Origin of the sequence: Kitasatospora sp. NPDC059571 (genome assembly GCF_042735675.1) — a bacterium.
In the GTDB taxonomy this organism is placed as follows: domain Bacteria; phylum Actinomycetota; class Actinomycetes; order Streptomycetales; family Streptomycetaceae; genus Kitasatospora.
On record NZ_JBHWBW010000099.1, the window covers coordinates 1 to 14,418 of the forward strand.

Genomic DNA, 14,418 nt, shown 5'->3' on the forward strand with positions numbered 1-14,418 from the left:
GCGCGGGGGCGCCGGACCGGCGCCGTTCGCATCTCCAGTCGTTCCGCCACTCACGGGAAGTAGGCCCATCCGATGTTCGAGGCAGTCGAAGAGCTCCTCGTCGAGCACGCCGCCCTCGAGATGCGGCTGGCCGACCCGTCGGTCCACGCCGACCAGGCCAACGCCCGCAAGCTCGCCAAGCGCTACGCCGAGCTGACCCCGATCACCACCGTCTACCGCGCCTGGCGGCAGGCCGGTGAGGACATCGAGGCCGCCCGCGAGTTCGCCGCCGAGGACCCGGACTTCCACGCCGAGGCCAAGGCCGCCGAGGCCCGCCGCGACGAGCTGACCGAGGAGCTGCGGCTGCTGCTGGTGCCGCGCGACCCGAGCGACGACAAGGACGTCATCCTGGAGATCAAGGCGGGCGAGGGCGGCGAGGAGTCCGCGCTCTTCGCCGGCGACCTGCTCCGGATGTACCTGCGCTTCGCCGAGCGGATCGGCTGGAAGACCGAGCTGATCGACGCCAACGAGTCCGACCTCGGCGGCTACAAGGACGTCTCGGTGGCCGTGAAGGCCCGGGCCGGCACCGAGCCCGGCCAGGGCGTCTGGGCCCGGCTGAAGTACGAGGGCGGCGTGCACCGCGTGCAGCGCGTGCCGGCCACCGAGTCCCAGGGCCGGATCCACACCTCCGCCGCCGGCGTGCTGGTCACCCCGGAGGCCGAGGAGGTCGAGGTGGAGATCCACGCCAACGACCTGCGCATCGACGTCTACCGCTCCTCCGGCCCCGGCGGCCAGTCGGTCAACACCACCGACTCCGCCGTCCGGATCACCCACCTGCCGACCGGTATCGTGGCGTCCTGCCAGAACGAGAAGAGCCAGCTCCAGAACAAGGAGCAGGCGATGCGCATCCTGCGGTCGCGGCTGCTGGCCGCCGCCCAGGAGGAGGCCGAGCGGGAGGCCTCGGACGCGCGCCGCAGCCAGGTCCGCACGGTGGACCGCTCCGAGCGGATCCGTACGTACAACTTCCCGGAGAACCGCATCTCCGACCACCGCACCGGGTTCAAGTCCTACAACCTGGACCAGGTGCTGGACGGCGACCTGAACGCGGTGATCCAGTCCTGCGTGGACGCCGACGCGGCGGCCAAACTGGCCGCCGCCCAGGAGAACTGAGCACGGAGGGGTCGGTCGGATGAACCTGCTGCTCGCCGAGGTGGCCCAGGCCACCCAGCGGTTGGCCGCGGCCGGCGTGCCGTCGCCGCGCTTCGACGCGGAGGAGCTGGCGGCCTACATCCACAACGTGAAGCGCAGCCAGCTGCACACGGTCGCCGACGCCGACTTCGACGCCCGGTACTGGGAGGCGATCTCGCGCCGCGAGGCCCGCGAGCCGCTGCAGCACATCACCGGGCGGGCGTTCTTCCGCTACCTGGAGCTGGAGGTCGGGCCGGGGGTGTTCGTGCCCCGGCCGGAGACCGAGTCGGTCGTCGAGTGGGCCATAAACGCCGTCCGCGACATGGACGTCGCCGAGCCGCTGATCGTCGACCTGTGCACCGGCTCGGGCGCGATCGCGCTCGCCCTCGCCCAGGAGCTGCCGCGCTCCACCGTGCACGCCTTCGAGCTCGACGCGGGCGCCCTCGCCTACACCCGGCGCAACATCGCCGCCAGTCCCGACCGGGCCCGGGTCACCCTGCACGAGGGCGACGCCACCCGGGCCTTCGCGGACGACCGCGGCTGGGACGGCCGGTTCGACCTGGTGATCAGCAACCCGCCGTACATCCCGCTCACCGAGTGGGAGTACGTGGCGCCCGAGGCCCGCGACCACGACCCGCAGATGTCGCTGTTCTCCGGCGAGGACGGCCTGGACACCATCCGCGGCATCGAGCGGGTCGCCGCCCGGCTGCTGCGGCCCGGCGGCGCGGTCGTGGTCGAGCACGCCGATACCCAGGGCGGCCAGGTGCCCTGGATCTTCCGCGAGGAGGCGGGCTGGACGGACGCCGCCGACCACCGCGACCTCAACAACCGGCCGCGCTTCGCGACGGCCCGCCGCGCTTCGCTCTGACCTCACCGACTTCACCGTGACATCCGGAAGGGGACCGCACCGATGAGCCGCCGCTACGACTGTGCCGATACCGGGGACCGCGCCACCGGGCTGCGCGAGGCCGCCTCGGCGATCCGACGCGGCGAGATCGTCGTGCTGCCGACCGACACCCTGTACGGGGTCGGCGCCGACGCGTTCTCCCCGGAGGCGGTGGCCGCCCTGCTGGCCGCCAAGGGGCGCGGCCGCAACATGCCCTCCCCGGTGCTGGTCGGCTCGCCGACCACGCTGCACGGCCTGGTCACCGACTTCTCCGAGCAGGCCTGGGAGCTGGTCGACGCCTTCTGGCCCGGCGGCCTGACCCTGGTCGCCCGGCACCAGCCGTCGCTGCGCTGGGACCTCGGCGAGACCCGCGGCACCGTCGCCGTCCGGATGCCGCTGCACCCGGTCGCCCTGGAGCTGCTGAACTCCACCGGCCCGCTGGCCGTCTCCAGCGCCAACAAGACCGGCGGCCCGTCCCCCGCCACCTGCGACGACGCGCAGAGCCAGCTCGGCGACGCCATCTCGGTCTACCTGGACGGCGGCCGCGCCGACCACGCCACGGCCTCCACCATCGTCGACGTCACCGGCAAGACCCCCGTGGTGCTGCGGGCCGGCGCGATCAGCGTCGAGCAGCTGAGGGAGGTCGTCCCGGACCTGGAGGCCGGCAGTTGACCGCTGCGTCGCTGCACGCCGCGGGCCCGGGCGCGGCCCCGTACGCGGCGTACGCGCCGCGCCCGGTGGACGCCTTCCGGATCCTGTTCGTCTGCACCGGCAACGTGTGCCGCTCGCCGATCGCCGAGCGCCTCACCCGGCCCCAGCGGGTCGCCCCGCTCGGGGGCGGCGCCCCCCGCGGGGGGGGGGGTGTGGGCCGCGCCCCGGGCGCGCGGGGGCGCGCGCGCGCGGCGCCGCCGCCCCCCCCGCGCGGCGGGGGGCCCGCGGGGGGGGGCCCCCCCGCCGACCGGTTCGTGGTGGAGAGCGCCGGCACCTGGGGCCACGAGGGCGCGCCGATGGAGGCGCACGCCGCCACCGTGCTCGGCGAGTACGGCGTGGACAGCGGCGGCTTCGCCGGCCGTGAGCTGCTGGACGAGCACGTCATCGACGCCGACCTGGTGCTGACCGCCACCCTGGACCACCGTGCCCAGGTCATCTCGATGGGCCACAAGGCCGGGCTGCGCACCTTCACGCTGAAGGAGTTCACCCGCCTGGTGCGCCGGATAGACCCGGGCACGCTGCCCGACCCGCGCGGCGGCGCCCGGCTGCCCGAGCGGGCCCGGGCACTGGTGCGATCGGCCGCCGCGCTCCGCGGCTGGCTGCTGGCGGCCTCGCCCGAGTCGGACGAGGTCGACGACCCCTACGGCGCCCCGATCGGCATGTTCCGCAACTGCGGCGAGGAGATATTCGGCGCGCTCGACCCGGTGGTGACCGCGCTGACCGGGGTCCGCGGGCGCCCCTGAGCGGCCCCTGGCCGCCCGCCGGGCACCTGGTCCGGGCGCGCGGGCCCGCGGGCGGCGCACGGGGCCGCCGTGGCCCCTCGTACGGCGCAGCCGAAGGTGCGGGAGTCACGGGGATCGGGTGAAGAGATCGTGTTCACGGGGTGCCCGGCCGGTGAGCACCGCTCCGGGGCGCCCTGACGGCCGTACCACCGGCCGCGCGAACGGGCTCCCGGCACTGCCCCGACCTACCCTGGAAGGACCCAGCCCGCCGTAGCCCGGGAGCCCCGCCATGTCCGTCACCGACACCGCGCACGGCCCGACCACCACCCCGGCCCCCGCCGGCCGGCCGCACCGCTGGGAGCCCTCCGACGAGCTCCGCCGGGCCGACCCGCTGCTCGCCGACCTGCTGAGCGCCGAGGCCGAGCGCCGGGCCGAGAGCATCCAGCTGCTGGCGGGCGAGAACCTGACCAGCCCGGCGGTGCTGTCCGCGCTGGGCGGCCCGCTGGTCGACAAGTACGCCGAGGGCTACCCGGGCCGCCGCCACCACACCGGCTGCGCGCTCGCCGACACCGCCGAGCTGCTGGCCGTCGACCGCGCCCGCCAGCTCTTCGCCGCCCCGCACGCCAACGTCCAGCCGCGCTCCGCCACCTCGGCGATGCTCGCGGCGTACGCGGCGCTGCTGCGGCCGGGCGACGTGGTGCTGGCGATGTCGCTGGAGCACGGCGGCCACCTGAGCTGCGGCTCGCGCGCCAACTTCTCCGGCCGCTGGTTCGACTTCGTCGGCTACGGCGTCCGCGAGGAGGACGGCCGGGTCGACCTCGACCAGGTCCGCGACCTCGCCCTGCGGCACCGCCCCAAGGCGATCATCGCCGGCGGCATCTCCTACCCGCGGCACCTGGACTGGGCGGCGTTCCGCGCGATCGCGGACGAGGTGGACGCCTACGTGATCGCCTCGGCCGCGCAGACCATCGGCCTGGTCGCGGCCGGTGCGGCGCCCTCCCCGGTGCCGTACGCCGACGTGACGGTGGCCGCCACCCACAAGCTGCTGCGCGGCCCGCGCGGCGGCCTGCTGCTGTGCACCGCCGAGCTGGCGGACCGGGTCGACCGGGCGGTCTTCCCGTTCACCCAGGGCGGCGCCGCGATGAACGAGGTGGCCGGCAAGGCGGTGGCGCTCGCCGAGGCCGGCACCGAGGGGTTCGCCGACTACGTCCGGCGGGCCGTGGACGGCGCCCGGGCGCTGGCCGCGGCGCTGGCCGGGCACGGCGCCCGACCGATGACCGGCGGCACCGACACCCACCTGGTGACCGCCGACGTCAGCCCGCTCGGGGTGAGCGGCATCGAGGCCGAGCGCCGCTGCGCGGCCGCCGGGCTGATGCTGGGCAAGTGCGCCCTGCCGTACGACCCGGCGCCGGCCGCCGAGGCCTCCGGGATCCGGCTCGGCACCGGTGCGGCGGCCGCGCAGGGGATGGGCCCGCAGGAGATGGGCGAGCTCGGCGACCTGGTCGGCGCCCTGCTGCGGAGCGGCCCGGACGCCCGGATCACCAACCGGGTGCGCGAGCTCGCGCACGCGTACGCCGACCGCCGCTGACCGGCTCCGCGGCATCCGCCGGCCGGCAGGGAGAACCGCGGTGCACACCCCGCCCGTCCCACTCAATAAGGTGTGACCGTGGCGACGCACCTCGAACCCCGAACCCTCCCGGGGGTACCCTCCGTACTCATCCGTCGGTCCGTGACTCAGGAGGTCAGTGGTGCGTGAGTATCTCCTGGTGCTGTTCGTCACCGCGGCCGTGACCTACCTGCTGGTCAGCCCGGTGCGGAAGTTCGCGATCGCGGCCGGTGCCATGCCGCCGGTGCGCGCCCGCGACGTGCACCGCGAGCCCACCCCGCGGCTCGGCGGCATCGCGATGTTCGGCGGCCTGTGCGCGGGCCTGCTGGTCGCCTCGCAGCTCACCACCCTCGGCCGGCTCTTCATCCAGAGCGCGGACGTGCGGGCCCTGCTCTCCGGCGCCGGGATCATGTGGATCCTCGGCGTGCTGGACGACAAGTGGGGCGTGGACGCCCTGGTGAAGCTCGGCGGCCAGATGATCGCCGCCGGCGTCATGGTCTGGCAGGGCGTGACCGTCATCTCGATCCCGGTGCCCGGCGTCGGCCCGGTCGCCGTCACCCCGACCCAGGGCATGATCATCTCGGTCGCGCTGGTCGTCGTGATGGTCAACGCGGTGAACTTCATCGACGGCCTGGACGGCCTCGCCGCCGGCATGGTCTGCATCGCCGCGATGGCCTTCTTCCTGTACTCCTACCGGCTCTGGATCGGGTACGGGGTCAACGACGCCGCCCCCGCCGTGCTGTTCAGCGCCGTGCTGATCGGCATGTGCCTGGGCTTCCTCCCGCACAACCTGCACCCCGCCCGGATCTTCATGGGCGACTCCGGCTCGATGATGCTCGGCCTGATGCTGGCCGTCGCCGCGATCTCGATCACCGGCCGCGTCGACCCGGACCTGATCGGCGCCCGCACCGGTTCGCAGACCGCCACCGTGCACGCCCTGGTGCCGATCTACATCCCGCTGCTGCTGCCGCTGACCGTCATCGCCCTGCCGCTGGCCGACCTGCTGCTCGCGGTCGTCCGCCGCACCTGGGCCGGCAAGTCGCCGTTCGCCGCGGACAAGCAGCACCTGCACCACCGGCTGCTGCAGGTCGGCCACTCGCACAGCCGGGCCGTCCTGATCATGTACTTCTGGGCCGCGCTGATCGCCTTCGGCACGGTGGCCTTCTCGGTCGCCAACACCGGCCGCACGGTCGTCCTGGCGTTCGCCGGGCTGTGCCTGGTCGGCCTGGTGGTCCTGCTGATGCCGCGCTTCCGCCCGCACGCCCCGCGGGCCGTGCAGGCCATCGTGCCGCCGCGCTACCGCAAGGCCCGCCCCGAGGCCCCGGCCGAGCCCGTGGCGGGCGCCGAGGCGGCCGTCCAGACGGCCGCAGCGGCCGTCGACGGGCCCGTCGCACCCTCGCACCCGCAGCCCGCCCCGGCGCCGGCCATGGCCGAGCTCTCGGCCGCGGACAAGGCGCTGCTCGGCCGGCTCGGCACCGGCGCCACCGCGGCCGGTCCGCGCGGGCGCTCCAAGAGCTGATCGGCCGTCAAGAGCACTCAGCCGAACGGCGGCACTGCTGGGCCATCGGTGTGACAGGTGCCACACGTTCATGGTAAAGCTCTCATCAAATAGTTTGTGATACCGTTCACGAGTACCGAGAACGAGCCGAAAAGACCTGACAGGTGGAGTGCTTCCGCCCCTGGTCGGTCTCCTCGACGGGCTCGCCCTCGATCGGCCGGCCTCCGGCTGTGGTTCTCGGTGCGGTGTCATCACCGCAACCGCACCCCCGTGCCCCGTCCCCCCGTCATCGACATGCCGCCGGAGCTGCCGACATGCCGTCCCACGACGCCCGGATCATCCGCGGCGCCGCAATCCCCACTGCGGTCGCCGGACTGGTAGCCGCCGTGATCTCGTTCGCGGTCGTGGGGGGCAAGGGATTGGTCGGCGCGATCTTCGCGACGCTGCTGGTGATGGGCTTCTTCAGCTTCGGCCAGGTCGCACTCGACCGGCTCACCAGGAACAACCCGCAGATCATGATGGCAGCGGCGCTGCTGGTCTACACGACCCAGATCATGGCGGTCGCGGTCGTCCTGGCGGTGTTCAAGAACACCACCCTCTTCGACACCAAGGTGTTCGGCTTCACGCTGCTGGGCTGCGCCCTGATCTGGACGGGCTTCCAGGTGCGCGGCGCGATGAAGGCGAAGATCTACTACGTCCAGCCCGAATCCCGGGACGACAAGCCCAAATCGGGGCGTCAACCGTGACGCGGGCGGGCTGTCCCCCTCGCGAGGGGGGCGGTGTTTATGCCCTCCTGACGGGCTGCTATCGTCCGTCCCAACGACGGAGTACGGGAAGCGGCCAGGTCCCTCCGATCATCGGACGGATCGCCCCCCGACTCCATGAAGTCTTCGAAGATCGCGCGGCAGTGATACGCGTCGCGCAGGGTCCGCGAGATATCCAACTAGTTCCAGTGCCGCTCCGTGGCCCGAGGCCGCGCCGACACACCGAGGTTGCCGTAACCATGCGTCATGACGAAGGAGTCTGTGGTGGGTGCTGACGTAACGCACGTCGCCTCTGAGGCCGGGTGCCACCTGAACTCCGGCTGCGGCTTCCCGGCCCCGGGCCTGAACGAGTTCGACTTCAAGCCGATCTTCACGGTGGGCGGCGTCGACTTCACCAAGCCGATGCTGCTGTCCGTGCTCTGCGCGCTGCTGGTCGTCGGGTTCTTCTGGGCCGCCTTCGCCAAGCCGAAGCTGCTGCCCGGCAAGCTCCAGCTCGTGGGCGAGATCGGCTACGACTTCGTCAAGCGAAGCATCGTGCTGGAGACCATCGGCAAAAAGGGCGAGAAGTACGTCCCGATGCTGGTCTCGATGTTCTTCTTCGTGTGGATCATGAACATCATGTCCATCATCCCGTTCGCGCAGTTCCCGGTGATGTCGCGCATCGCGTTCCCGGTGGGCCTCGCAGCGGTGGTGTGGATCACCTACATGACGCTGACCTTCAAGAAGCACGGCTTCGTCGGCGGTCTGAAGAACCTCTGCTGGCCGTCGGGCATCCCCGGCTGGGTCATGTTCATCCTGGTGCCGATCGAGTTCTTCTCGAACATCTTCGTCCGCCCGTTCACCCTCGCGGTCCGAGCCTTCGCGAACATGTTCGCCGGCCACCTGCTGATCGTGGTGTTCTCGGTCGCCTCCTGGTACCTGCTCAGCCCGAGCATCGGCGCCCTCTACGGCTCGGTCTCGTTCGTGGTCGCCGTCGCGCTCACCGGCTTCGAGCTGCTGGTCCAGTTCCTGCAGGCCTACATCTTCGTGATGCTGGCCAGCAGCTACATCGCCGGTGCCCTCGAAGAGGCGCACTGAGCCCACGCAGCCCGAAGGCTGCGCCCTGAACTCCCGGTGGCCAACACCCACCGGTTCTCCACCCCGTAAAGGATGAGCTGAGATGTCCGCTCTCGCCGCTGTTTCCGGTTCCGTCGCTTCCATCGGCTACGGCCTCGCCGCGATCGGCCCCGGCATCGGTGTTGGTCTGATCTTCGGCAACGGTGTGCAGGCCATGGCCCGTCAGCCCGAGGCTGCCGGCCTGATCCGCTCCAACATGTTCATCGGCTTCGCGCTGACCGAGGCGCTCGCGCTGATCGGCATCGTCATGCCGTTCGTGTACGGCAAGTAAGTCCGTCACACCGGTAGCCCTTTTCGACGAAAGGTTCAGATATGAACCCCGTGGTCACCCTTGCGGCAGAGGAGCAGATGAACCCGCTCCTCCCTGCATGGCCCGAGGTCATCATCGGCCTGCTCTGCTTCTTCATCGTCTTCGGTCTTCTCGGCAAGAAGCTCCTGCCCAGCATCGAGAAGGTGCTGTCGGAGCGCCGGGACGCCATCGAGGGCGGCATGGAGCGCGCGGAGACCGCTCAGGCCGAGGCCCAGGCCCTGCTGGAGCAGTACCGCGCCGAGCTCGCCGAGGCCCGTCACGAGGCCGCTCGGATCACCGAGCACGCCCGTGAGCAGGGCGCTGCCCTGGTCGCCGAGATGCGCGAGGAGGGCCAGCGCCAGCGCGAGTCCATCGTCGCCGCCGGCCACGCCCAGATCGAGGCGGACAAGAAGCAGGCGACTGCCGCCCTGCGCCAGGACGTGGGCTCGCTGGCCTCCCAGCTGGCCTCCCGCATCGTGGGTGAGTCCCTCGAGGACAGCGCCCGCCAGAGCGGCGTGATCGACCGCTTCCTCGACGAGCTCGAGGCGAAGGCCGCCGCTGCGGCGGGTGCCAAGTGATCGGCGCCAGCCGCGAGGCCCTCGCGGCCGGCCGCGAGAACCTCGAGAGCCTGACCGACAACACTTCGGTGGACGCGGCCAAGCTCGCCGAGGAGCTCACCGCCGTGACGGCCCTGCTCGACCGCGAGGTGTCGCTGCGCCGTGTGCTGACCGACCCCTCGCGGTCCGGTCAGGACAAGGCGGCCTTCGTCGGCACCCTGCTCTCGGGCCAGGTGTCCGGCGAGACGGTCGACCTGGTCTCCGGCCTGGTCCGGTCCCGCTGGTCCGGCGCCCGTGACCTGGTCGACGCCGTGGAGGAGCTCTCCGCGTACGCCGAGGTCATCGCGGCCGACAAGGCCGGCGCGCTGGACGACGTCGAGGACGAGCTGTTCCGGTTCGGCCGGATCGTCGCCGGCTCGCACGAGCTGCGCTCCGCGCTGACCGAGCCGAAGGCCACCCCCGCCGCCAAGGCGGAGCTGGTCAAGAAGCTGCTCGGCGGCCGGGCCAACGCGGGCACCGTCCGCCTGGTCGTCTCCCTGGTCACCACCCCGCGTGGCCGTAGCCTGGAACAGGGCCTCGAGTCCTACTCCAAGCTCGCAGCCGCCCGTCGCGGCCGCGTGGTGGCCCTGGTCACCAGCGCGGTGCCGCTGTCCGACCGCCAGAAGGAGCGGCTCGCCGCTGCGCTGGCCGGTCTGTACGGCAAGCAGGTCCACCTGAACATCGACGTCGACCCCGAGGTCGTCGGCGGCGTGAAGGTCCAGATCGGCGACGAGGTCATCGACGGCACGGTCGCGAGCCGCCTCGAAGGCGCTCGCCAGGGCCTCGAAGGCTGACAACCAGAGCATCATCCGACCCTCGGTCGGGCGTCGGTTCACACCGAGTGGACCGGCAAAACGTACGGCCGGTTCACCCGACCCGGCCGAGAGTCGAGCACTTGCGGCCCTCAATGGCGGGCCGAGGATCGCAAACTAGGAGAGCAGGGAAGCCTGATGGCGGAGCTTACGATCCGTCCGGAGGAGATCCGGGACGCGCTGGCCGACTTTGTCCAGTCGTACCAGCCGGACGCCGCCTCGCGTGAAGAGGTCGGCACGGTCACCGAGGCCATGGACGGTATCGCCAAGGTCGAGGGTCTCCCCTCGGTCATGGCCAACGAGCTGCTGAAGTTCGAGGACGGCACCCTCGGCCTCGCGCTGAACCTCGACACCCGCGAGATCGGTGTCGTTGTCCTCGGTGAGTTCTCGGGCATCGAGGAGGGCCAGACGGTGCAGCGCACCGGCGAGGTCCTCTCCGTCCCGGTCGGCGAGGGCTACCTCGGCCGTGTCGTGGACCCGCTGGGCAACCCGATCGACGGCCTGGGCGAGATCGCCTCCACCGGCCGTCGCGCCCTGGAGCTGCAGGCCCCCGGCGTCATGGTCCGCAAGTCGGTCCACGAGCCGATGCAGACCGGCATCAAGGCCATCGACGCGATGACCCCGATCGGCCGCGGCCAGCGCCAGCTGATCATCGGCGACCGCCAGACCGGCAAGACCGCGGTCGCGATCGACACGATCATCAACCAGCGCGACAACTGGCGCTCCGGCGACCCGAAGAAGCAGGTCCGCTGCATCTACGTCGCCGTCGGCCAGAAGGGCTCCACCATCGCGTCCGTCCGCGGCGCCCTGGAGGAGGCCGGCGCGCTGGAGTACACCACGATCGTGGCGGCTCCCGCGTCCGACCCGGCCGGCTTCAAGTACCTCGCCCCGTACACCGGCTCCGCCATCGGCCAGGAGTGGATGTACGACGGCAAGCACGTCCTGATCATCTTCGACGACCTGTCGAAGCAGGCCGAGGCCTACCGCTCCGTCTCCCTGCTGCTGCGCCGCCCGCCGGGCCGCGAGGCGTACCCGGGTGACGTCTTCTACCTGCACTCCCGCCTGCTGGAGCGCTGCGCGAAGCTCTCCGACGAGCTGGGCGCCGGCTCGATGACCGGTCTGCCGATCATCGAGACCAAGGCCAACGACGTCTCGGCGTACATCCCGACCAACGTCATCTCCATCACCGACGGCCAGTGCTTCCTGGAGTCCGACCTGTTCAACGCCGGCATCCGCCCGGCCGTGAACGTCGGCATCTCGGTCTCCCGCGTCGGTGGCTCCGCCCAGATCAAGGCCATGAAGTCGGTTGCCGGCCGCCTGCGCCTGGACCTGGCCCAGTACCGCGAGCTGGAGGCGTTCGCCGCCTTCGGTTCCGACCTGGACCCGGCCTCCAAGGCCCAGCTGGAGCGCGGTGCGCGCATGGTCGAGCTGCTGAAGCAGGGCCAGTACCAGCCGTTCCCCGTCGAGGAGCAGGTCGTCTCCATCTGGGCCGGCACCACCGGCAAGCTGGACGACATCCCGGTCGCCGAGATCCGCCGCTTCGAGCGCGAGTTCCTCGACCACCTGCGCCTGGAGCACAAGGGCATCCTCGCCGGCATCGTCGAGACCTCGAAGCTCGAGGACGGCACGATCGACGCTCTGACCAGCGCGATCGAGGGCTTCAAGCAGGGCTACACCACGGCTGACGGCAAGCTCCTGTCCGAGCAGGCCTGAGTCCGGTAACGAGGGAAAGGACGTAACGACCCATGGGAGCACAGCTTCGGGTCTACAAGCGCCGGATCCGCTCTGTCACCGCGACGAAGAAGATCACCAAGGCGATGGAGATGATCTCCGCGTCGCGCATCGTCAAGGCGCAGCGCGCGGTGGCCGCCTCCACTCCGTACGCCGATGAGCTCACCCGGGCGGTGACGGCGGTGGCCACCCGGTCCAACGCCAAGCACCCGCTCACCACCGAGAACCCGCAGGCCACCACGGCCGCCGTCCTGCTGATCACGGCGGACCGCGGCCTGGCCGGCGGCTACTCGACCAATGCCATCAAGCAGGCTGTCGCGCTCGCCGCGAAGCTCCGCGCCGAGGGCAAGGACGTGGTGACGTACATCGTCGGTCGCAAGGGCGTCTCGTACTTCAACTTCCGCAACCTCACCGTTGCGGGGTCGTGGACGGGCTTCTCGGACAAGCCGACCTACGGCGACGCCAAGACCGTGGCGAGCGACCTCATCGAGGCGTTCACCGCGGAGACCGGCGGCGTGGACGAGCTCCACCTGGTCTCCACCAAGTTCGAGTCGATGCTGACGCAGACCGCGGTCGACGCGCGCCTGCTGCCGCTGAAGCTGGACGAGGTCGAGCTCAGCGACGAGTCCAAGGCCAAGAACGAGATCTTCCCGCTGTACGACTTCGAGCCGTCGGCGGAGGGCGTCCTCGACGCGCTGCTGCCGCGGTACGTCGAGAGCCGGATCTACAACGCGCTGCTGCAGTCGGCCGCCTCCGAGCACGCCGCCCGCCGCCGCGCGATGAAGAGCGCGACGGACAACGCCGGCGAGCTCATCAAGTCGCTCACGCGGCTTGCCAACTCGGCCCGACAGGCCGAGATCACCCAGGAAATCAGCGAGATCGTCGGCGGCGCCAACGCCCTCGCCGACGCTAGCCGCGGGAGCGAATGAGTATGACCACCACTGTTGAGCCGACCACGGCGACGGGCCGCGTCGCGCGGGTCATCGGCCCGGTCGTCGACGTGGAGTTCCCCGTCGACGCGATTCCGGACATGTTCAACGCCCTGCACGTCGAGGTGGACAACCCCGACGGCACGGGCAAGAAGACCCTCACCCTCGAGGTCGCCCAGCACCTCGGCGACGGCCTGGTCCGCGGCATCTCGATGCAGCCGACCGACGGTCTCGTCCGCGGCGCCCAGGTGTCCGACACCGGTGCGGCGATCTCCGTCCCCGTCGGCCAGATCACCAAGGGCAAGGTGTTCAACGCCCTCGGTGAGGTCCTGAACACCGACAAGGACGAGTTCGAGGCCCAGGTCACGACTCGCTGGCCGATCCACCGCAAGGCCCCGAACTTCTCCGAGCTCGAGTCGAAGACCGAGATGTTCGAGACCGGCATCAAGGTCATCGACCTGCTCACCCCGTACGTGACCGGTGGCAAGATCGGTCTGTTCGGTGGTGCCGGTGTCGGCAAGACCGTTCTGATCCAGGAGATGATCTACCGCGTCGCCGAGAACTTCGGTGGTGTGTCGGTGTTCGCCGGTGTCGGCGAGCGCACCCGTGAGGGCAACGACCTCATCCACGAGATGGTCGACTCGGGCGTTCTGGACAAGACCGCGCTGGTCTTCGGCCAGATGGACGAGCCGCCGGGCACCCGCCTGCGCGTCGCGCTCTCCGCGCTGACCATGGCGGAGTACTTCCGCGACGTCGAGAAGCAGGACGTGCTCCTCTTCATCGACAACATCTTCCGGTTCACCCAGGCCGGTTCCGAGGTGTCGACCCTGCTCGGCCGCATGCCCTCCGCGGTGGGCTACCAGCCGAACCTGGCCGACGAGATGGGCCTCCTCCAGGAGCGCATCACCTCGACCCGCGGTCACTCGATCACCTCGATGCAGGCGATCTACGTCCCCGCGGACGACCTGACCGACCCGGCGCCGGCGACCACCTTCGCCCACCTGGACGCGACCACCGTTCTGTCGCGCCCGATCTCGGAGAAGGGCATCTACCCGGCCGTCGACCCGCTGGACTCCACGTCCCGCATCCTGGACCCGCGCTACATCGCGCAGGACCACTACGACACCGCGGTGCGCGTCAAGGGGATCCTCCAGAAGTACAAGGACCTCCAGGACATCATCGCGATCCTCGGCATCGACGAGCTGAGCGAGGAGGACAAGATCACCGTCCACCGCGCCCGCCGCATCGAGCGCTTCCTCTCGCAGAACACCTACGTGGCGAAGCAGTTCACCGGCGTCGACGGCTCGACCGTGCCGCTGTCGGAGACCATCGAGGCCTTCAACGCGATCGCGGACGGCAAGTACGACTCCGTCCCGGAGCAGGCCTTCTTCATGTGCGGTGGCATCGAGGACCTCGAGAAGAACGCTGCCGAGCTGGCGAAGAAGTAATCAGGCCGAGGTGATGGCCGAGTGACTGTGAGGGGTGGGGGGGGGGCTGGGGGGGGGGCCCCCCCCCCCCCCCCACCCCGGGGGTTCGCGCGCGCATCGAGTACCCGGGTGTGTAAACACGCCCCCGGGGGCGGGCTCATATA

14 protein-coding genes are annotated in these 14,418 nt (G+C 71.1%); all 14 read left to right on the forward strand.

Annotated features, from left to right (window positions below; translation table 11 throughout):
* Positions 1–72: 72 nt before the first annotated feature.
* The 14 genes from prfA (at position 73) to atpD (ending at position 14,275) form a co-directional block, all read left to right on the forward strand.
* Positions 73–1,149 (forward strand): peptide chain release factor 1, encoded by a 1,077-nt coding sequence (prfA, locus tag ACFV0G_RS14305; RefSeq protein WP_380546381.1) that lies wholly within the window; start codon positions 73–75, stop codon positions 1,147–1,149.
* 19 nt (positions 1,150–1,168) lie between these two features.
* On the forward strand, positions 1,169–2,035 hold the full coding sequence (prmC, locus tag ACFV0G_RS14310; protein ID WP_380546383.1) for a peptide chain release factor N(5)-glutamine methyltransferase: 867 nt from the start codon (positions 1,169–1,171) through the stop codon (positions 2,033–2,035).
* Positions 2,036–2,077: 42 nt separating this feature from the next.
* Complete coding sequence (locus tag ACFV0G_RS14315) at positions 2,078–2,725, forward strand: L-threonylcarbamoyladenylate synthase (protein ID WP_380546385.1); 648 nt, start codon at positions 2,078–2,080, stop codon at positions 2,723–2,725.
* Positions 2,726–2,736: 11 nt separating this feature from the next.
* A complete protein-coding gene (locus ACFV0G_RS14320) occupies positions 2,737–3,507 on the forward strand; it encodes a protein-tyrosine-phosphatase (RefSeq protein WP_380546421.1) in 771 nt (256 codons plus the stop codon).
* A 268-nt stretch (positions 3,508–3,775) separates the two neighbouring features.
* A complete protein-coding gene (gene glyA / locus ACFV0G_RS14325) occupies positions 3,776–5,074 on the forward strand; it encodes a serine hydroxymethyltransferase (protein WP_380546388.1) in 1,299 nt (432 codons plus the stop codon).
* 160 nt (positions 5,075–5,234) lie between these two features.
* Positions 5,235–6,611: an MraY family glycosyltransferase gene (locus ACFV0G_RS14330; RefSeq protein WP_380546390.1), complete on the forward strand. Its 1,377-nt coding sequence runs from the start codon at positions 5,235–5,237 to the stop codon at positions 6,609–6,611.
* 293 nt (positions 6,612–6,904) lie between these two features.
* Positions 6,905–7,336, forward strand: a complete 432-nt coding sequence (locus tag ACFV0G_RS14335) for a hypothetical protein (protein ID WP_380546392.1) — start codon at positions 6,905–6,907, stop codon at positions 7,334–7,336.
* Positions 7,337–7,600: 264 nt separating this feature from the next.
* A complete protein-coding gene (gene atpB, locus ACFV0G_RS14340) occupies positions 7,601–8,431 on the forward strand; it encodes a F0F1 ATP synthase subunit A (RefSeq protein WP_380546394.1) in 831 nt (276 codons plus the stop codon).
* Positions 8,432–8,513: 82 nt separating this feature from the next.
* Positions 8,514–8,741, forward strand: coding sequence for an ATP synthase F0 subunit C (gene atpE, locus ACFV0G_RS14345; protein ID WP_100888521.1), 228 nt, complete (start codon positions 8,514–8,516; stop codon positions 8,739–8,741).
* A 41-nt stretch (positions 8,742–8,782) separates the two neighbouring features.
* Positions 8,783–9,337 carry a F0F1 ATP synthase subunit B gene (locus tag ACFV0G_RS14350; protein WP_380546396.1) on the forward strand — a complete coding sequence of 185 codons (555 nt, stop codon included), beginning with the start codon at positions 8,783–8,785 and terminating at the stop codon, positions 9,335–9,337.
* Positions 9,334–10,149: a F0F1 ATP synthase subunit delta gene (locus ACFV0G_RS14355; RefSeq protein ID WP_380546398.1), complete on the forward strand. Its 816-nt coding sequence runs from the start codon at positions 9,334–9,336 to the stop codon at positions 10,147–10,149. Before ACFV0G_RS14350 ends, ACFV0G_RS14355 begins: the two co-directional genes overlap by 4 nt.
* 156 nt (positions 10,150–10,305) lie before the next feature.
* Complete coding sequence (gene atpA / locus ACFV0G_RS14360) at positions 10,306–11,880, forward strand: F0F1 ATP synthase subunit alpha (protein ID WP_380546400.1); 1,575 nt, start codon at positions 10,306–10,308, stop codon at positions 11,878–11,880.
* A gap of 32 nt (positions 11,881–11,912) precedes the next feature.
* A complete protein-coding gene (locus ACFV0G_RS14365; RefSeq protein WP_380546402.1) occupies positions 11,913–12,827 on the forward strand; it encodes a F0F1 ATP synthase subunit gamma in 915 nt (304 codons plus the stop codon).
* A gap of 2 nt (positions 12,828–12,829) precedes the next feature.
* On the forward strand, positions 12,830–14,275 hold the full coding sequence (gene atpD, locus ACFV0G_RS14370) for a F0F1 ATP synthase subunit beta (protein WP_380546404.1): 1,446 nt from the start codon (positions 12,830–12,832) through the stop codon (positions 14,273–14,275).
* The last annotated feature ends 143 nt before the right edge of the window (positions 14,276–14,418 follow it).